At 44.5% G+C, this 19,627-nt stretch carries 13 protein-coding genes; 12 read left to right on the top strand and 1 reads right to left on the bottom strand.

Going from position 1 to position 19,627, the window contains the following annotated elements; genetic code table 11:
- The first annotated feature begins 37 nt into the window (after positions 1-37).
- The 10 genes from ACLD6A_RS03220 to ACLD6A_RS03175 all read left to right on the top strand — a co-directional run bounded on the left by ACLD6A_RS03220 (position 38) and on the right by ACLD6A_RS03175 (position 14,847).
- Positions 38-736 (top strand): GNAT family N-acetyltransferase, encoded by a 699-nt coding sequence (locus tag ACLD6A_RS03220; RefSeq protein WP_375169305.1) that lies wholly within the window; start codon positions 38-40, stop codon positions 734-736.
- 109 nt (positions 737-845) lie between these two features.
- A complete protein-coding gene (locus tag ACLD6A_RS03215; RefSeq protein ID WP_410313564.1) occupies positions 846-2,288 on the top strand; it encodes an MFS transporter in 1,443 nt (480 codons plus the stop codon).
- 94 nt (positions 2,289-2,382) lie between these two features.
- Positions 2,383-4,179, top strand: coding sequence for a ribonuclease J (locus ACLD6A_RS03210; RefSeq protein WP_004133687.1), 1,797 nt, complete (start codon positions 2,383-2,385; stop codon positions 4,177-4,179).
- 102 nt (positions 4,180-4,281) lie between these two features.
- The gene (pepN, locus tag ACLD6A_RS03205) at positions 4,282-6,894 is read left to right on the top strand and encodes an aminopeptidase N (RefSeq protein ID WP_375169307.1); all 2,613 of its coding nucleotides are present in this window, start codon (positions 4,282-4,284) and stop codon (positions 6,892-6,894) included.
- Positions 6,895-7,004: 110 nt separating this feature from the next.
- Positions 7,005-8,417 carry a phosphoglucosamine mutase gene (glmM, locus tag ACLD6A_RS03200; protein ID WP_308581993.1) on the top strand — a complete coding sequence of 471 codons (1,413 nt, stop codon included), beginning with the start codon at positions 7,005-7,007 and terminating at the stop codon, positions 8,415-8,417.
- 178 nt (positions 8,418-8,595) lie between these two features.
- The gene (locus ACLD6A_RS03195) at positions 8,596-9,249 is read left to right on the top strand and encodes a peptide deformylase (protein WP_004127356.1); all 654 of its coding nucleotides are present in this window, start codon (positions 8,596-8,598) and stop codon (positions 9,247-9,249) included.
- A 182-nt stretch (positions 9,250-9,431) separates the two neighbouring features.
- A complete protein-coding gene (locus tag ACLD6A_RS03190; protein ID WP_410313563.1) occupies positions 9,432-11,201 on the top strand; it encodes a hypothetical protein in 1,770 nt (589 codons plus the stop codon).
- 147 nt (positions 11,202-11,348) lie between these two features.
- Entirely contained in the window at positions 11,349-12,719 is a 1,371-nt protein-coding gene (locus tag ACLD6A_RS03185) for an ABC transporter permease (RefSeq protein ID WP_004136761.1), read from the top strand.
- Positions 12,720-12,780: 61 nt separating this feature from the next.
- Complete coding sequence (locus ACLD6A_RS03180; protein ID WP_375169309.1) at positions 12,781-14,100, top strand: ABC transporter permease; 1,320 nt, start codon at positions 12,781-12,783, stop codon at positions 14,098-14,100.
- 105 nt (positions 14,101-14,205) lie between these two features.
- A complete protein-coding gene (locus tag ACLD6A_RS03175) occupies positions 14,206-14,847 on the top strand; it encodes an ABC transporter ATP-binding protein (RefSeq protein ID WP_375169310.1) in 642 nt (213 codons plus the stop codon).
- A 291-nt stretch (positions 14,848-15,138) separates the two neighbouring features.
- Here ACLD6A_RS03175 and glnA read toward each other — a convergent pair whose 3' ends face one another.
- Positions 15,139-16,575 (bottom strand): type I glutamate--ammonia ligase, encoded by a 1,437-nt coding sequence (glnA, locus tag ACLD6A_RS03170; RefSeq protein WP_102694544.1) that lies wholly within the window; start codon positions 16,573-16,575, stop codon positions 15,139-15,141.
- Positions 16,576-16,749: 174 nt separating this feature from the next.
- Here glnA and ACLD6A_RS03165 point away from each other — a divergent pair, with 174 nt between their 5' ends.
- The gene (locus tag ACLD6A_RS03165) at positions 16,750-18,369 is read left to right on the top strand and encodes an AI-2E family transporter (protein WP_410313562.1); all 1,620 of its coding nucleotides are present in this window, start codon (positions 16,750-16,752) and stop codon (positions 18,367-18,369) included.
- On the top strand, positions 18,366-19,592 hold the full coding sequence (locus ACLD6A_RS03160) for a glycosyltransferase family 2 protein (protein ID WP_410313561.1): 1,227 nt from the start codon (positions 18,366-18,368) through the stop codon (positions 19,590-19,592). Before ACLD6A_RS03165 ends, ACLD6A_RS03160 begins: the two co-directional genes overlap by 4 nt.
- The last annotated feature ends 35 nt before the right edge of the window (positions 19,593-19,627 follow it).

The raw sequence follows: 19,627 nt of genomic DNA, 5'->3' as shown, positions 1-19,627 counted from the left end.
CATCGATTTGAGTATGAAGTAAGGAAGAATCAGAATTATGAACGTAGAGTTCCGTCCTGTAAAACTTAGCGATATTGACGCAATCGTAAAAGAATACGAACGTACCTGGGGTATTTCTAAAGAAGTTGGGAAAGATGCCTCATTAAGCCTTTCTCGCCGCTGCGTATTGCACTATTTGAAGCCTTCAACTCACGGTACTATTGCACAACTCGACGGAAAGTTTATGGGTCTGCTTTTGGCACGCGTTTTCGACGCTCCAGTTTTGTTCCCAGAAGTAAGTCAAATGCTTTTAGAGCAGGATTCTTTTATGAAAGCGAAGACAGACAAAAATTACGCTCGCGCTTTAGAAGAAGCTCATGGCATGCGCGCTTTGGAAACAAAACTTGAAGCCAAATCGCATATTAATAATTTAACTCAAGCAGAATTGGAGCTTTTCCTTGTATCTCCAGATGCTCGCGGTCACGGTGTTGGCGGAGGATTGTGGAAGCATACAATGCATTTGCTTAGAAATAACGGCGTAAATCGCTACTATTTGCACACAGATTCGGCATGTGATGTAAGTTTTTATGATTATCACGGTCTTAGAAAAGATGCTTCTTGGAAGCGCGAGGATCATATGCTAGAGGCGAAGAATATGAGATCTTTGGTAGATGACTTGTACATTTACTCTGGTGAGCCAATGATTCGTTCAAAGCGTGCAAAGATGGCGACCGCTAGATCTCAAACTAGAGCGTAAACGTAACTTCGAGAAGCTTATTCGTAAGTTTATTCTTAAGTTTATTTGCGAATTTATTTGTGAATGTAAAAGTAACAGTTGGGTAATTAAATAAGGAGTAATAAAATTTATGTCGTTTAAAGCGGCAGCAAAGTCTAAAGAAGAAGCAAAGTCTAAAGAAGACATGGGGAAATCCTCAATAATTTCTAAATATTCTAGACTTTTTTCATTGAGCGGCGCTAAAGCGTTTTGCATTTCGGGGGCAATTGCGCGCTTACCAATGTCAATGATTGGTTTGGGAATTGTTTTGGCATTAAACCATTTGTATAACAATTGGACTGTAGCTGGAGCAATGGCCGCATCCTACGTTCTTGCGCAGGCTGCAGTAACGCCAGTTTATGCAAAACTTTTTGACAGATTTGGTCAGCGAAAAGTTGGTGTTATTGCGCTTAGTGCACAGGTTATTGCAATGATTTCGTTTGCGTTTGCGGCCTTGTTTAGAGTTCCGCTCGCGCTGCTTTTTGTTCTTGCGATTGCGATGGGAGTTACGCAATTTGCTTTTGGAGCGTTAGTTCGTACGCGTTGGGCCTACACTTTGCGCGCGGAAGATGACGATTCTCTATTAAATGTTGCGTATGCGCTTGAGTCTGGAATTGATGAAATTGTGTTTATTCTAGGCCCTATTTTGGCCGCATGGCTGGCTACTTCTGTGCACCCAGTTTCGCAGTTATTTGTGCCAGTTTTAGCGAGCGGACTGGGTGGAGCCTGGTTCTTTTCGTTAAAAAATACTCAGCCTGCAGTGCTTAAAATCGTGGAAGTGCCAACGGCTGCAGCCGAAGATGTAGACGTTATGATTGCATCTCAAAAAGAAAGCGAAATCTCTGCAGCCGAATCAGAATCGCAAAAACAAAATTCTAAGCGCAAGTTTATTGACAAATTCAGTCTTAAACAATTGCATAATCATCATGCTAAAAAGCGCGGTAAAAACGTGCTTTTATACCGTGGAATTATTCCTCTTGTGCTCATGTTTGTTGTATTCAACATGAGCTTTAGCGCGTTTGACGTGTCTGTGACGGCTGCAATGAAATCGCAAGGTCTTGATCATTTTATTGGTATGCAGTTGGCACTTTTTGCGTGCGGATCTCTTGTGGGCGCAATAATTTTCGGATCGCACAAATTCCGCGGATCTAACTGGTCGCATCTTATTGTATTTTTGACGGTGCTGACTATTGGTTATGTGCTTATGAGCTTGAATATTGACAGGCTTATGCTTATGAGCGTTTTTGAGGTGCTTTCTGGACTTTGCGTATCGCCAATTTTCGCAACTGGAAATCTTATTGTGAAGGCAACTGTACCTGAAGAATCGCTTACGGAAGGGCTTTCGTGGCTGCCGACCGCCTCTGCAGTAGGAGCATCTCTTGGCTCGATGGCGGCAGGTACTGCAATTGATGCATGGGATTCGCACGGCGGAATGATGGTTCCGTGGATGTCTACGCTGGTTGCAATTCCTATAGCCGCGTTTGGTTGGTTTATTGTGGTTGTGCTTAAACGACCTAAAACTGCGCAAGTGTGAGTAGTTTATGTCGGTTTAGAAGCAAAAGCTGAGTTGAGTCCTAACGGTACACTAGGAAGAAGTGCGCAATAGCGCAAGATGTAGTGAGATGAATATGACAACTGAATTAAAAAAGAATACAGAAACCCGCAAAGAAAAGGGTAATTCCTCGCGTCGCAATGCAAATGCGCTGCCTCCTGTAGTGAACGATCAGCGTGAAGGAGCGCTTATTGCTCCACCAAAATATCGCAAAGGTTCAATGCGAATCGTTCCGCTCGGCGGTTTGGGTGAAATCGGCCGAAATATGAACGTAATTGAATACAACGGTCACATACTTCTTATTGATTGTGGAGTGCTGTTTCCGGAAGAAGAGCAGCCTGGCGTTGATTTGATTTTGCCTGATTTTCACTATATTCAAGATCGACTTGATAAGGTTGAAGCTTTAGTTTTGACGCACGGTCACGAAGATCATATTGGTGGCGTGCCGTATCTTCTTAAGATGCGACCGGATATTCCGCTGATTGGCTCTAAGCTTACTTTGGCTTTTGTTGAAGCAAAGTGCCAGGAGCATCATATTGAGCCGAAACTTACTCGCGTTGAAGGCCGCGATAAGATGAAAGTAGGTCCGTTTAATCTTGAGTTTATTACGGTGACTCACTCCATTCCGGATGCTCTTGCTGTTTGTGTTAAAACGCCTGCTGGAACTTTGATTGATACTGGCGATATTAAGCTCGATCAGCTTCCTCTTGACCATCGTATTACTGATTTAGTTGAGTTTGGTCGATTAGGCGAGCAGGGCATAGATTTACTTATGGCTGATTCCACAAACGCTGAAGTTCCGGGATTTGTGAAGCCTGAAACTTCGATTGGTCCGGCTTTGGATCGCGCTTTTGCTGAAGCTACGCGCAAGATTATTGTTGCTAGTTTCTCAAGCCACGTGCATCGCGTGCAGCAAGTTGTTGACGCAGCTCACAAGTTTGGCAGAAAAGTTGTGTTCGTTGGCCGTTCGATGGTTCGCAATATGTCTATTGCTGCGGATTTAGGTTACTTGCATATTCCTGAAAACACGGTTGTGGATTTAAAGCAGGCCAAGGATGTTCAAGACGACAAGCTTGTTTACATGTGCACCGGTTCTCAAGGAGAGCCAATGGCAGCTCTTGGGCGTATTGCGGATGGCAATCACCGAGATATTACTGTTAATGAGTTTGACACTGTTATTCTTGCAAGCTCGCTTATTCCAGGAAACGAGCACGAAGTTTATAAGGTTATTAACAAGCTTGTGCAGTTGGGTGCTCGCGTAATCAACAAAGATAACGCTGCAATTCACGTGTCTGGTCACTGCAACGAAGGCGAGTTGCTGTACTTGTACAACATTGTGAAACCAAAGTGCGCTATGCCAATTCACGGCGAGCATCGTCACTTGGTTGCAAACGGATTGATTGCTGTAAAAACTGGTGTTGATCCAAAGAATGTTGTTTTGGCAGAAGATGGTGACGTGGTTGATTTGTACCACGGAAACGCTGCAGTCGTTGGTTCTGTGCCTTGCGGATACGTTTATGTTGATGGCGATTCTGTGGGCGAGCTTACAGACGAAGAGCTTGAAAAGCGCAGGATTTTGGGCACAGAAGGCTTTGTGTCAAGCTTTGTTGTGGTTGATACCGCCAATGCGAATGTGGTTTCTGGCCCGAAGATTTTCTTGAACGCTGTTGCTGAAGACGAGGCTGATTTTGAGAAGGTTCGTCACCAGATTGTTGAGCAGTTGCAGGATGCGATGATGCGCGGTGAGCACGATACTTATAAGTTGCAGCAGATTATGCGACGCACTTTGGGTAGTTGGGTTGCTCGCGCTTTGCGCAGGAAGCCAATGCTTGTGCCGGTAGTTGCGGATATTGCAGAAAATAATCAAATATAATCAAAAATATCAAAAATAAAGAAAATATTCGCAATTATTCGTAAATAGCTGAAAATAATCGTAAATATAATCAAAAATAAGAAAAATATAAGGAAGGTATATATGCCAGGAGCAAATCTGACTCGTGTAGAAGCTAAAGAGCGTTTCGACGCTATCAAAATGCCAATTCATTACGATGTTGCGCTTGATTTAGGAAAGGGCGGCAGCGATTTTACTTCGCGCACGAAGATTGAGTTCGACGCTAAAGCTGGAGATCTAAGCTTCCTCGATTTGATTGCAAACAGCGTAGAATCCGTGGTGTTAAACGGCACTGCTCTTGACGTTTCTAAGGTTTTTGCAGATAGCAGAATCGCGCTCGCAAATTTGCTTGAGCATAATACTGTAGAAGTTGTAGCAAACTGCCAGTATTCCAACACGGGTGAAGGTTTGCACAGAAGCGTGGATCCTTCCGACGGAAACGTTTATTTGTATACTCAGTTCGAAGTTCCGGATGCTCGCCGCGTTTATGCTGTGTTTGATCAGCCAGATTTAAAGGCTGTTTTTGACTTTACGGTGGACGCTCCAGAGAGCTGGATTGTGACTTCCAACATGCCGGTAGCTAGCGAAACCGCGCTGGAAGGTCGCAAAACTGAGGCCGGCACTTTGGAAAATGGCGCTGTAGAAGGCATGAAGCGTTGGGTATTCGAGTCAACTCCAAAGATGAGCTCCTACTTAACTGCTATCTGCGCAGGCCCTTACGCCGAATGGCACACGTCTTACAACAATGAGGATGGCCGCGTAGTGCCAATGGCAATGTACTGCCGTCAGGCACTTAAAGACGCTTTTGCAAAAGACGTTGATTACTTGTTCGATATTACGAAGAAAGGCTTTGCTTTCTACGCTAAGACTTGGGGAGTGCCGTATCCGTACGCAAAGTACGATCAGATTTACGTGCCAGAATACAACGCTGGAGCTATGGAAAACATTGGTATGGTTACTATTCGAGACCAATACGTGTTTGAATCCAAAGTTACGGACGCTTATGCTGAGCGCCGCGTTGTAACCGTTTTGCACGAGCTTGCACACATGTGGTTTGGCGACTACGTAACTATGAAGTGGTGGAACGATCTTTGGCTTAACGAATCCTTCGCAGAATTCACTTCTACTCTTGCGACTGCTGAAGCAACCGAATGGCACGACGCTTGGAGCACTTTCAATTCCGGCGAAAAAAGCTGGGCGCTTAATCAAGATCAGCTTCCAACAACTCACCCAATCGTGGCTCCAATCAACGATTTGAACGACACTTCCGTCAACTTCGACGGCATCACCTACGCAAAGGGCGCTTCCGTATTGAAGCAACTTGTGGCGTATGTTGGTCGCGAAAAGTTCTTTGAAGGAATTCACAACTACTTGAGCAAGCACGCTTATAGCAACGCAACCTTGGCTGATTTGTTGCACGAGTTAGAACTTACAAGCGGACGTGATCTTAAGTCTTGGAGTGCGCAATGGCTTGAAAAGGCTGGAATTAACACGATTTCTACTGAAGTCGAAGAAGCTGACGGTACTATTGCTTCCTTGCGTTTGTGTCAGAGCGCTCCAGCTGAGCATCCTGTTCTTCGTGCACACCGTTTGGCTGTTGGATTCTACAATGTGGACGAAGCAACTGGCGAAATTAAGCGCACAAAGCGAATCGAACTTGACGTTGACGGCGAAGTGACGGAAGTTGTTGAGGCTCGCGGCGAAAAGATGCCAGCGCTTATTCTTGTAAACGACGACGATTTAACTTACACGAAGCTACGTTTCGACGAAAAGTCGCTTGAATTTGCTGCCGAAAACTTGTATCGTTTCAAGGATTCTTTGACTCGCTCGCTTATTTGGCTCGCATTGTGGGATATGACTCGCGACGCAGAATTCCCAGCAGAACGCTTTGTGGAATTAAGCCTTAAAGCTTTGGCAACTGAGCGCGAATCAACTACTTTCCGCTATGCTCTTGGCCAAGTAAAAGTAACTGCAAGCCACTACGTAGTTCCAGAGCGTCAAGCAGAAGTCGCAAAGCATGTTGCTCACGAATTGTGGCAGTTGGCTTTAGCGGCTAACGCAGGCTCGGATGAACAGTTCCAGTTGCTCAAGGCTTATCTTGGATACGGCGAAGTTGGAGATGCTGAGTTTGTGCGCGTAGCTAAAGGATTGCTCGACGGTTCCGTGAGTTTGGAGGGCTTGGAAATCGACAACGACTTGCGTTGGAGTATTCTTATTGCGCTCGCAGGCGTAAACGCTTTGGACGAAGCTGGAATTGACGCTGAACTTCAAAAGCGAGACACGACTGAGAATCGTGAGTATGCATATCAGGCTCGTGCAGCTCGCTCAACTGCAGAAGCTAAGGATTGGGCTTTTGAACAGGCTTTGCGCAATCTCGATTTGACTAATATGCAAATGGGCGCTGTGGTTGCTGGATTTGCAAGCACAGCTAAAGGCGATTTGGTTAAGCCTTATGTTGAGCGCTACTTTGCGGAAGTTGAGTGGATTTGGAAGAACCGCACATTCCATATGGCTGAGGCTCTGATTGAGGGCTTGTATCCTGTGTATGCACCGGTTGAGGAACTGGTTGAGCGCGGTGAAAAGTGGCTTGAGGAGCATAAGGATGCGGATCAGGCTTTGCGACGTATGGTGCTCGGTGGTCTCGATTCTTCTCGCCGCACGCTTAAAGTGCAGCGCTACAACGCTTCCTTGCGCTAGCGCGTCATGTAATGCTACGAGTAAGATTGCAAGCAGTGTGTGACGCGCTAGTATGCAATGTTGTTTGCTTGCGCGCAGGATGAAGTGATTTTTGCGAAAGAGGCTTTATTATGCCAAGGATGTTTGGTACGGATGGCGTGCGTGGATTAGCAAATCGCGATTTAACAGCGCAACTTGCGTTAGATTTAGGTGACGCTGCAGTTCGAGTTTTGGGAGATAAGCATGCGCCGGTTTCGTCTAGTGCTACTGAAAGCGATACTTCATCTCACGCTCGTCGCCGCGCTCTTATTGGCAGAGATACGCGCGTTTCCGGAGATTTTCTAGCTTCTGCTCTTGCTGCTGGCATGAGCGCTGGCGGTTTTGATGTTATTGATGCCGGAATTATTCCAACTCCTGGCGTTGCATTCTTAACTTCCGTGCTAAACGTTGAAATGGGTGCGGTTATTTCCGCCTCGCATAATCCGATGCCAGATAACGGCATTAAATTCTTTGCGCGCGGAGGTTTTAAGCTTCCAGATAGCAAGGAAGATGAGATTGAGGCTGTTCTTGGTCAAGATTGGGAGCGCCCAACAGGCGCTGGTGTTGGTCGAGTCAGCCACGATACTACTACCGCAACAAACCTTTATATTGATCACTTGGTTTCTGCTGTTGCGCCTTTAAGCAATGGTTCTACTACGCGTACAAAGCCTCTTGCAGGTTTGCGTGTTGTGGCAGATTGTGCCAATGGCGCTACTTCCGTTGTAGCTCCTGAAGCTCTTCGCAGAGCAGGCGCGGAAGTAATCGTAATTAACGCTTCTCCTGACGGATACAATATTAACGATCACGCAGGTTCGACTCATCCCGAGCAGTTGCAAGCCATGGTTAAAGCTTCTAAGGCTGATTTAGGTGTTGCGTTTGACGGTGACGCCGACCGTTGCTTAGCTGTTGACGAGAACGGCAATATGGTTAATGGTGATCAGATTATGGGCATTCTTGCGCGCGCAAAGCAGGCTGAAGGTAAGCTGAATCACGATACGCTTGTTGTAACAGTAATGAGCAATCTCGGCTTAAAGCTTGCTCTTAAAGATATGGGTATTGCAACCGTTCAAACAAACGTCGGCGATCGCTACGTTTTGGAAGAAATGCTTAAGCATGATTATTCACTCGGTGGCGAGCAGTCTGGTCACGTTATTAATCGCGAATTTGCAACCACCGGCGATGGTACTCTTACTGCTTTGACTTTGTGCCGTGAAGTTGTGCGTTCAGGCAAGAAACTTTCGCAAATGGCTGCAGACTTCCCGCAGCTTCCGCAGGCTCTTGTAAACGTTCCAAATGTAGACAAAATGGCTTCCAAAACTAACGCCGCTGTTCTTGCGGCGGTGGAGAAAGAGTCGAAACTTCTTGGAGATACAGGTCGCGTTCTTCTTCGTCCTAGTGGTACCGAGCCGCTTGTGCGCGTTATGTGCGAGGCTGCAACTCAGACTCAGGCAGATGAGGTTTGTGCTCGTCTTGCCCAAGTTGTGGTTGATAATCTGAAGTTATAAGTTTGCTTATTTTTTTGCGTTTGCTATTTGCTCACATTCCACTCGGCTCTAGCAGTGCGCAAATAATTTTGATACACTTATATCTTTAGTGCTGCTTTCAAATTCTGCTCGCGGCATGTAAATTTTGTAGATTTTCGCGTTACTGTGCGCGTTATTTAAAACGGTGAAAAGGAGTCCTATGTTTACGCATCACGCAAGTGTCGATACTAAGCTCAGTCGCGCTGTTGAGCGCTTGCTTGATTCCGCTACAGAGGACGGTATTTTGCCGATTGTGCAAGCTGGTGAGCCAGTTCTTCGTCAGCGCACTGTTGCTTATGACGGCCAGCTTACACGTGCAACTCTTACTAAGCTAATTTCATTAATGCACAGCACAATGTTGGAAGCTCCGGGAGTTGGTTTGGCTGCTCCGCAGATTGGTTTAGGTCTTGCGATTGCCGTTATTGAAGATCATGTTCGTGACGATGAAGACGATCCTCGAGACATTGCAGAGCTTCCGTTTAGAGCGATTATTAATCCGCATTATGAGCCTATTGGTACTCAAACTCGCAGTTTTTACGAAGGCTGCTTGAGTGTTTCCGGCTATCAGGCTGTTCGTCAGCGTTGGCTTGACGTTCAGGCAACTTGGCAGGATGAGGACGGCAAACAACATTCCGAGCGTTTGCACGGTTGGCCTGCGCGTATTTTCCAGCACGAAACTGATCATCTTCGCGGCGAACTTTATATTGATCGTGCAGAAATGCGTTCGCTTTCTACCGACGAGAACCTTGAAGATTATTGGGCAGATGAAGCAGTTCCAGTAGCTGCCGCTCGCACGCTCGGTTTTGCAATCTGAATATTTTTTATTCTTTTATTCTTTTGTAATAGTCGTAGCTAGAATATCGTTTTTTATATTTTAGAAAATTATTTGCGATATTAAGTTTGTTCATTGCAATAGTGTAATAGAATATTTGTATGCGTTTTTACTTTTTAAGGTATGCGCGCGTGATTGTTACGTTATTAAAGAAGGATTGAAGAGTGAAAGTATGTAATAAATGCGGTACTCAAAATATTGATGCTGCAAAATTCTGCAAAGGATGCGGTAATAAATTAGAGGCATCGCAAGGTGCTCCAGCTCAGCAAGGTGCAGGCATGCAGATGCCACAAGGTGCACAGATGCCTCAAGGTGCACAGATGCCTCAAGGTATGCGTCCAACTAATCAGCGAATGCGCGCACCTATGAATATGCCAAATAATATGCCGATGCAAGCTAATATGAATGCGCAAATGCAGGCTCCTAATCAGCATCCTAATCAGGCTCCAATGCAGCAGCCAGCTCATGCTCCTATTAATGCTCCTATGCAAGCTCAAGAGCAGTATACTACGCAGTTCCCAGTGCAACGTCCGATGCATGCTCCGACTCAGCCTAATCCAATGAGTGTTGATCAGGCTCAGAAGTTTAATCAACCTAATAGTGAGTCTGCTTCTAACTTGCAAAATTTGGTTGCAGAATCGGAAAATAAGCTTGATGAGCCGGTTGAAGAAACTAAGACTTTTGAGGAGGTTAAGCCGGTTGAAACTAAGCCGGTTGAGGAGGTTAAGCCGGTTGAAACTAAGCCGGTTGAAGATGCAAAACCAGAAGTTTCTGCTAAGCCGGAAGATTCTTCTAAGCCAAATGAGTCTGCTAAGGCGGATGTTAAACCAACGAACGAACAGCAAATTCATCAGCCTATGCCGGGTCAGCCTATGAATGGTAAGCCTGCACCTGAAAATCCTATGCATGGCAATCCTATGCCAGCAAATCCTATGCAGGGCCGACCAGCCCAGATGCCTGGCCAGCCTATGGGAAGACCGGGTCAGCCAATGCAAGCTCGTCCAGGTAACCCTATGCAGGGTCGTCCAATGCCTGGCCAACCTATGCCTGGCCATCCTATGCAAGGCCATCCTATGCAAGGCCATCCTATGCAAGCAAATCCTATGCCGGGCCGTCCAGGCCAACCAATGCAGGGCCGTCCTGGTCAGCCTATGCAAGGACTCCCAGGTAATCCTATGCAGGGTCGTCCAACGCCTGGCCAGCCAATGCCTGGCCAGCCTATGCAAGGCCATCCTATGCCACAACCTATGCCAGGGCATCCAATGCCGGGCCAATTTGGTTTCCCTGCAAATCAGCCGCATCAAGGACAAGAAATTAACTTCTTCGTTTGGGTTATGAATGTTTTAAAGAATCCTTCTCGCCAATACAATGTGTCTATAGTATATGCCGGTTGTGTTTTTGCTGTAAGCGCATTGTTATCTGGAATTCAGTCCTATTTAACAGCGCACTATGGTGTGACTGCATTAAGTTCTTTGATTAACTCAGGTGGCAATTTTGGAACTTCGTTTGCGCAGTCAACAAGTTTTTCAAGCGGAATGCCTCCTATTTCCGTCTTCTTTGCGCAGCTTGTGTCCTCAATTCTTTTCACATACATAACTTTCGCTGTGGCGATTATGGGTGCAAAAATGTTTGGAGACGAAATTCCTATTCCTATTTTGCATATGCAGTTTGCACACAAGATGATTCCTATAGTTGCAATTCAGATTTGCGCAGTGCTTCTAAGCGTTGTTACATTAGCAGTTCCTTCTATTTTTGTGCAGAGCTTTGCTTCAATTTTGTTGCTTCTGCTGCCGTTCTCGTTTGTAAGCCATTCGAGATACACGCGCAAGATGGACCGCGGATGGATGTGGATTATCTTCGTATTTACTGTGGTTGTTATTTTCGTTATTTTGTACGTAATGACTGCAGGAATAGTAGGAAGTATGATGTCTTAACGCTTTAGCTTAAGTAAAAAGCCGACCCCACAAAATCGTAGGGCCGGCTTTTTGCATATAGAAGTTATAAGTGTGCATATGTTATACTGGCATACTGTATGTTTTCATACTATATACAATTATTTTTTCAATGAGGAAAGGTAGTCGATGACGTTTATCTCTCGTGCAATACGCTACATTCTGAGGAAACGAATAAAAACATTAATAGTTTTCATTATTCTATTTCTTATTTCAACATTATTATTTGCAATTTCTGCCGTTTCGAGTGCTGCTAATAAAGAGGGGCAAAAAGTTGAAGCTCAAGCGGAATCTAGTTTCGTACTTGCAAATAATCCGCAAGTAAATCCTGGAACTCCTAGAGGAGCTGGAACTGTAAAACCTAAAGATGTGCAAGCAATCGCAAAGTTGCAGGGAGTTTCCTCGTACGTAGTTCGCCAAAATGTAACAGCGGATTTAGTTAATGCTAAAGCTGCAAGAATCCCAGGCGTTCAGGATTATGATCAAAAGCGAGAGCAGCAGTTTGGAAATGCAGTTAACATTGAGGGCACTAATAATTCTAATGCTCTTAATGCGTTTAAAACAAAAGCAATAACTGTGTCTAAAGGTAAGCATTTAATCACTAGTAATATTCATGCATCTCTTATTCATGAAGATCTCGCTAAAGCTAATGGATTGAATGTAGGAGATACTCTTACGCTTCGCGCTAACCCTTACGATGCCGACAATATTAACCAATCGACCGCAACTGTAAAAACTCGTATTGTTGGAATTTATTCTGGAGCTAATAAGCGTCAAGTTGCAACTAGGGCGGAACTTACTGCCAATACTGTATATACAGATTTGCAGACTACGCGCGAATTGTATAAATATAAGCCAGGAAAAGAAATATATCAGGATGCAAGTTTTAAGGTAAAGCGCGGTGAGGATGCAGATAATATTATTGCGCAGGCTGCTAAATTGCCTATTGATTTGCAAAATTATCAGCTAACTCGTGACGATCAGTTCGTTGCTGGCTTATTGAGAGTCGCCAAAGGCGTTCATTTAATGATGACTATTACGACGATTGCTGTAATATCTTTCGCTATTATTGTGCTTGGATTGGTGCTTTTGTTGTGGATGAATGAGCGGCGTCGTGAGATTGGTGTATTTACGGCGATTGGCAAAAGCAAGTTGTCTATAGCTGGTCAGTATGTTACTGAGATTTTGCTTATTGCAATACCTGCGCTAGTTGTTGGATACCTTTTTGCAAAAATCATAGCTCCATGGATGGGTACTGCTGCGCTCGGATCCGTAAAATCTGCAGCTGCTAATGATTTGAGCACTATGGGTCAAGCTGGTGGGAATCTTGAATCAACGTTGGCAACCAGAACTTTGGACAAACTTATTGTGCAAGTAGACTTGCAATGCTTTGTTGGAGTTTCGGCAATAGTATGCGCGGTAGTTGTTGTTTCGGTAGTGCTGTCTTATTTGCCAATGATGTGCAAATCTCCTCGAGAACTGCTTGGATTGCAGAAGTAAAACTATTGCGTATTTTTTAGCAAGTTTTAGCAAAGTTTATAAAAGTTTATTTGGAGTGATTATGAGTGTTGATGTAATTTCTCTATGCTCTAGAGCATGGCTTGCAATATCTCGCAAGCCTCGGCGCAACGCAATAATTGTGCTGATTATGACTCTTGTTTTAAGCGCGCTAGTTTCACAATCTGGTATTAGTGCTTCTGTTGATGATGCTAGAAATCGTCTTCAATCCAGTATTGCTTTAGGTTTTACTGTACGAGCAAAAACTCGAGGTGAAACTCTTCCAGAGAAAAGTAATGCAAATTCTAATTCTGCTACTACGTCTAATTCTCCAATTCCGCAAGATTTGGGTGCGAATGAAGGAATTGACTCTAGTCAAATTCGTAAATTTGCTGCGATTCCGGGCGTAAAAACTGTAGTGGAAGAGCGCGATGTTTTAGCTACGCCTGTTGGAAAGCAAATTGTGCTTCCATTGCAAGGTCCAAGACTAGACGATGATGTTTTGGCTCATGCTGCTGGAATTACTGGCACAACAGATTCTCGATTATCTCAGGGTTTTCAAGAAGGATTGTACCGTTTAGTGCAGGGTGAGCATATTACTAATCGTTCTGCGGGTAGTGCAATAGTGCATCGCGATTTTGCTAAAAAGAATAATCTTAAGATTGGCTCTACTATAACTCTTAAGCAGGGGTTTAATGTAAAAGTTCGTGTTGTTGGCATTTTTGCCGGTAAGTTACAAACTAAGGGAGCTCTTCCTTCGGATACTTCAGAAAATCGCATATTTACTGACTTAAGTTCGGCGTTGTCTTTGGCTGGCTCTGCTAAGCGAAGTGTTTTGCGCTGTGCTGTTGAGCGTTCTGATTCGTTAGCTAGCGCAATACGCGATGCTAAAAGTATTGCCGGCAAGTGGGCGGATGTAGAGCAGAATGCTTCGCAATTGTCTGGTGTAATAACTTCAGTTAATTCTGTGCAACAACTTGTGCGAATGATTTTTGTTGCGCTAAGTTTTGTTGGAATTTTAGTGCTTGGGCTTGTATTAGTGTTTTGGGTTAGGGCGCGTATGCACGAGATTGGCGTACTTATGTCTATTGGATTGTCGAAAGCAGTAATAGTTAGCCAATTGCTTGTTGAAATAGTGATACTCAATATTGTGTCATTCGTTATTTCGCTGGGCTTGGGTGCTGCTTTTTCTGGCGTTATTGGTTCTGCGATTTTGCATAGTGTAAATTCGTCATTTATTGCGGATGGTGTTCCAGTATTGCCATTGACTCAAACATTTACTGCTTTTGTTATTGGTTTGTTTATTTCAATAGTGGCGTTAATTATTTCTGTAATACCTATGTTTATAAAGAAGCCTCGGCAAATACTAAGTGCTATGAGTTAGCAGAAATGTAGTTGCGTATGCGAATTTTCTACTAAAAGCGCAATCGCATAAATGAAACAAATCGTATAAATCATATTTAAATTATGTAAGAATAAGGAGCTTATTATGTCGGATTTATTGCAATTAAAAAATGTGAAGTACACTTACGGACCTGCAAATATTGCTGTACTAAATGACGTTAATGCGGAGTTCGAAACTGGCAAAATGTACAGCATTATGGGAGCTTCTGGAGCTGGAAAGTCTACTATTCTTTCGCTTTTAGCTGGATTAGATACTCCGTATAGTGGAGAAGTGCTTTTTAACGGTGAAAATATTGCAAAAACAGGGTATTGTGAGCATCGCAAAAAGCATATCTCGCTTGTTTTTCAAAATTTTAATCTTATTGACTATTTGACACCATTAGAAAATTTGCGATTAGTAAATTCGCGTGCGGACGCTCAAGTACTAGTAGATCTTGGGTTGACTGAGGAAGAAATAAATCGCAATATTACGCAACTTTCCGGCGGTCAGCAGCAGCGCGTTGCAATTGGGCGAGCTTTGGTATCTTCTGCGCCGGTAATTTTGGCGGATGAGCCTACGGGAAGTCTTGACCCTGCCACGACTAAAGAAGTTATTTCAATACTAAAGAATCTTGCTATCAAGCATGGCAAATGTGTGATTGTAGTTACTCATGATTCGAAAGTTGCGTCTGAAGCTGATGTGAAATACGTGCTAGAAAATAAGAAGCTGACGCGACAATCTGCTTGAGCGCAAAGCCGGCGTAGCGCGACTTTCGTGCAGCTGAGTTTTTAACAGTGTTTGGGTGATTACCGTTACTTTCTCAGATACTTGACTGAGTTTTTAACAGTGTTTGGGTGATTACCGTTATTTCCTCAGATAGCTAACTGAGTTAGTAACAGTGTTGAGTCTGTGGCTTATATACCAGAATATTCACCAGCTTAGCTTTACACACTTTTTATAACCAAAAAGCCGACCCCGAGAAATCGTAGGGCCGGCTTTTCGTTAGAGTAGCTTAGCTTATCTTAACTTAGCTGCAAATCAGATGTGGAAGTAAAGCTCATACTCCAAAGGCGTTGGAGCCAAGCGAGCCATATCCATTTCGCCATGCTTCAAATCAAGCCAAGTATCAATCAAATCGCTAGTAAACACATCGCCTTGCATAAGGAAGTCGTGATCTTCTTCCAAAGCCTGCAAAGCCTCACCAAGCGAAGAAGGAACTTGCTTAATTCCATCGTGCTCTTCTGGAGGAAGCTCGTACAAATCCTTATCAACAGGGGCAGGAGGCTCAATGTGGTTCATAATGCCATCCAAGCCTGCCATCAGCTGAGCAGAGAATGCCAAGAATGGGTTGCAAGAAGGATCCGGAGCGCGGAACTCAATGCGCTTAGCAGCAGGAGCATCTCCAGCAAGAGGAATACGAATAGCTGCAGAACGGTTACGAGCAGAGTAAACCAAGTTGACTGGAGCTTCGTAGCCTGGAACCAGGCGATGGTAAGAGTTAAGCGAAGGATTCGTAAATGCAAGTACGGAAGAAGCGTGCTTAATCAAGCCGCCAATGTACCAGCGCGCAATATCGGAAAGCTGAGCATAACCAGTTTCCGCATAGAACAATGGCTTGCCGTCTTTCCAAAGCGACTGATGGCAGTGCATGCCGGTGCCGTTGTCTCCAGCAATTGGCTTAGGCATAAAGGTTGCAGCCTTGCCTGCCAAAGCAGCGGTTTCGTGAACCACATACTTGTACTTCATCAAATCGTCGCCAGCGTGAACAAGCGTATTGTAACGGTAGTTGATTTCCTGCTGACCTGCACCGCCAACTTCGTGGTGGGAGCGCTCAAGAATCAAACCAACCTTTTGAAGATTGTAAACCATGTCGTCGCGCAAATCTTGGTTGTGATCAACAGGAGGAACAGGGAAGTAGCCGTGCTTTACGCGATTCTTAAAACCAATGTTGTTGCTGCCATCGTCTTCGGTATCAATTCCCGAATTCCAAGGAGCTTCGTTGGAGTCCACCTCGTAGAAGGAACGCTGCATGTCGTTTGCAAAACGAACCTTGTCGAAAATAAAGAACTCGGCTTCCGGTGCAAAGCTTGCGGTATCTGCAATTCCGGTAGCCTTCAAATAAGCTTCAGCTTTAATAGCAACCTGACGAGGATCCCTAGAATAAGGCTCGTCTGTTACAGGGTCCACAATCGAAAAAGCAACGTTCAAAGTCTTATGCTTGCGGAATGGATCAATATAAGCGGTATCAACATCCGGAATAAGCTTCATATCGGATTCGTTAATAGCCTGGAAGCCCTGCATTGAGGAGCCGTCAAAAGCCATTCCGTCAGTAAATGCGCTGTGCAAGAACTCGTCGGCTGGAACGGTAAAATGCTGCTGCACGCCAATCAAATCAGTAAATCGCACAGAAACATACTCGATGCCTTCCTTTTCAATAAGGGCTGCGGCATCTTCTTTCGTTTGCAAAGTGTTCATGGAAACACATTCCTTTCTTAAAACTCATTAACGAGTTTAGAACTTTAGATTTATTTTTGGATTTCAGCGACTCGACTATCTCGTTACGTTTGTGTTACATGCTGTTGTTTTTATGTACGCGCCGTTACATGCCGTAAATACTGTTCATCAGTTCGCACAAGTACAATAGTGCGTATGACGTATCAAGAGCCGCAATCGCAGTCGCAATCGCAGTCGCTGTCGCCGCGTGAGCATGCAATGCATAATCCAAGTGAGCATGGCGGGAATAAGTTAGATTTAGCTTCGCTTTTCCCTGCAAAAGGTGACGATAGGCGTCCGCCGGACTGGCTTGGCCGCGCGCTTATTTACGTTGCAATTGTTGCTTTTGTGTCTATTTTCTTATGGTTTGCATGGGGAAGCATTTCCTTCATTGTTTTCGACGTTATTATTTCGATTTTTATAGCGCTCGCAATGGAGCCTCTTGTAATCAAATTAGTTAGGCATGGTTGGCGTCGTGGTGTTGCTTCCGGTTTTACGCTAACAGGTCTTCTTGCTATTATTGGCTTACTTTTGGGCTTGTTTGGTAATTTGTTTGCTCAGCAGGCTGTTTCTATGGCTTTGGGTTTGCCAGATTTATACAATCAGTTTGCTGGATTTGTGCTTCATTCCACTGGTTTTAGAATGCCGAATATTGAGCAGCTTGGTATGGAAATTTTGAAGCATGTGCAGACTTCTTGGGTTGTTGATTTTGCTGGTCAAGCTTTGAATACCACTTGGGGTGTGCTTACCTTCTTGCTTGATTTGCTCACAATTCTTATGGTGACTTATTACATTTCTGCAGCCGGCCCTAAAATGCGCAGAAGCATGTGCCGCTGGATGAATCCTCAGTCTCAGCGCAGATTCCTATTTATTTGGTCGGTTGTGCAGGAGCAGATTTCCAGCTTCCTGTTTTCGCGAATTATTTTAGCCGCAATCAACGCAGCTGGAACCGCAATTTTCCTCGTAATAATGGGCGTTCCTTACTGGTTGCCTTTGTCTTTGTTCTGCGGAATTGTTTCGCAATTTGTACCAACTGTTGGTACTTATCTTGGTGGTGCTTTGCCGATTCTTTTTGCCTGGGGTTCTAAAGGTTTTGGTGCAGCTCTTGCAACGTTAATTTTTATTACGATTTATCAGCAGATTGAAAATATGGTGATTTCTCCTAAGATTTCCGAAAAAACTATGGATTTGAATCCTGCTGTTGCGTTTCTTTCTGTTCTTATATTGGGCGCTGTTTTTGGTGCTCTTGGAGCGTTCTTGGCTTTGCCGGTTACTGCAAGTTTGCAGGCGATTTTTAAGGTTTGCACGAAGCAGTATCATTTGGTTTCTTCGCCTCTTATGGACGATCCAAAGCCTGAGCATAAGTCGATTATGGTAAAGTGCTTTGAATCTATTAGACGCAACTTCATGAAGCCTGTAAGCGATAGTGTTCAGCGCGTTATGAAGGGCACAAGTTCGCGCGTTTCTATGAATGAAGATATTTTGTACTGGTACAAGCAAGCGTATGTTGCTGATTCGGAAGATGCGAATGACGATAACGCAACTTCTTCTGATTCGGATCAGCTTGATGCGTTAGAAACGATGCCGATTTCGCGCGAAATATTAGATCAAGTAAATAAAGATGTTGCTTTGAATAGTAGGAAGCGCGTGAATCACAAGAAACGAGCTGGTAGCCAGCAGCGAGCTAGTGGTCAGCAGCGTGCTAGTAGCGAAAAAAATACTAAAAACGTAAAAAATAACGTAAAAAATAATCCACGGAGCGGTTGGAAGCAATGATTTTTCTATCAATATTTGACGTATTAGTAATAATTATCGGCATAAGCAGCGTTGTTTACCAGGGTGTGTGCGCTGTGGCGTCGCTATTTGCTAAGCCTATTGTTTTTCCAGACGCTCCAATGGATAAGCATTACGCAGTTCTTATTTCTGCCCGAAATGAGGAAGCTGTAATAGGAAATCTTATTCACTGTATTCAAACGCAAACCTACCCGCATAATCTAATTGATATTTGGCTTGTGGCCGACAATTGCACAGACGAAACCGCTAAAGTTGGGCGAGATGCCGGCTGCAATGTAATCGAGCGCTTCGATAAGGAGCATATTGGCAAGGGTTTTGCTCTCAGCTATTTGCTTGACCACATTATGAAAATTGGTGCGGATAAGGTTTATGACGCGTATTTTGTTTTTGACGCGGACAATAAGCTAGATCCTCACTATTTTGAGGAGATGAACAAGGGATTCCACTCTGGCTACCAGATTTTAACCAGCTACCGAAATTCCGTAAATCTTTCCGACAATTGGGTTTCTTCCGGATCTGCGCTTTGGTTTATTCGAGAGTCGCGCTTTACTAACAATTCGCGCATGCTTTTTGGATCAAGCTGTCACGCAGGCGGCACCGGCTTCATGTTCTCGCGTGAAATTATGCACAGAAATCGCGGATGGAAATTCCATCTTCTTACCGAAGATCTTGAGTTTACAATGGATTCAATTCTTCACGGAGACAAGGTTGGCTACTGCGGTTCTGCTGTGCTTTACGACGAGCAGCCAGTGTCGTTTAGGCAAAGTTGGAGACAGCGCCTTCGCTGGAGTAAAGGCTTTTTGCAAGTCTTCCGCTACTATGGAGCAGCTCTTATTCGCCACGGTATTCGAGAACGCGATTTTTCGTCCGTTGACTTTACTCTTATGCTTTGCCCGTTTATGGTGTTGGCGATTGTGCGATTAATTTTGGGATTCGTGTTTGCTGCCTTCGGCTTCGTAACGTGGACGAGTCAAATAGAGTCTTCGTTAAACCTCATAACCACTACTGTTACAAGCGTTTTTGGAATGATGGTGTTCGTGTCTCTTACGATTTTAGTTGAGCACGATAAGCTTGGGGCCACGAATAAGGAGCTGTTTGCGTACGCTCTTAGCTTCCCGATTTTTATGCTTTCGTACGTGCCGATTGCGTTCCAAGCTATTTTCTCCAAGAGCGAGTGGAAGCCGATTCAGCACACCGGTCACTGAGCGCTCGTGTTTAGTGTGGCGCGAGTTTCTTGCTT

The sequence above is a fragment of the Gardnerella sp. Marseille-Q9691 genome (genome assembly GCF_046507715.1).
Lineage (GTDB): Bacteria > Actinomycetota > Actinomycetes > Actinomycetales > Bifidobacteriaceae > Bifidobacterium > Bifidobacterium greenwoodii.
The sequence above is the reverse complement of the archived record's forward strand: the minus strand, read 5'-3'. Positions and strand labels throughout refer to the sequence as shown.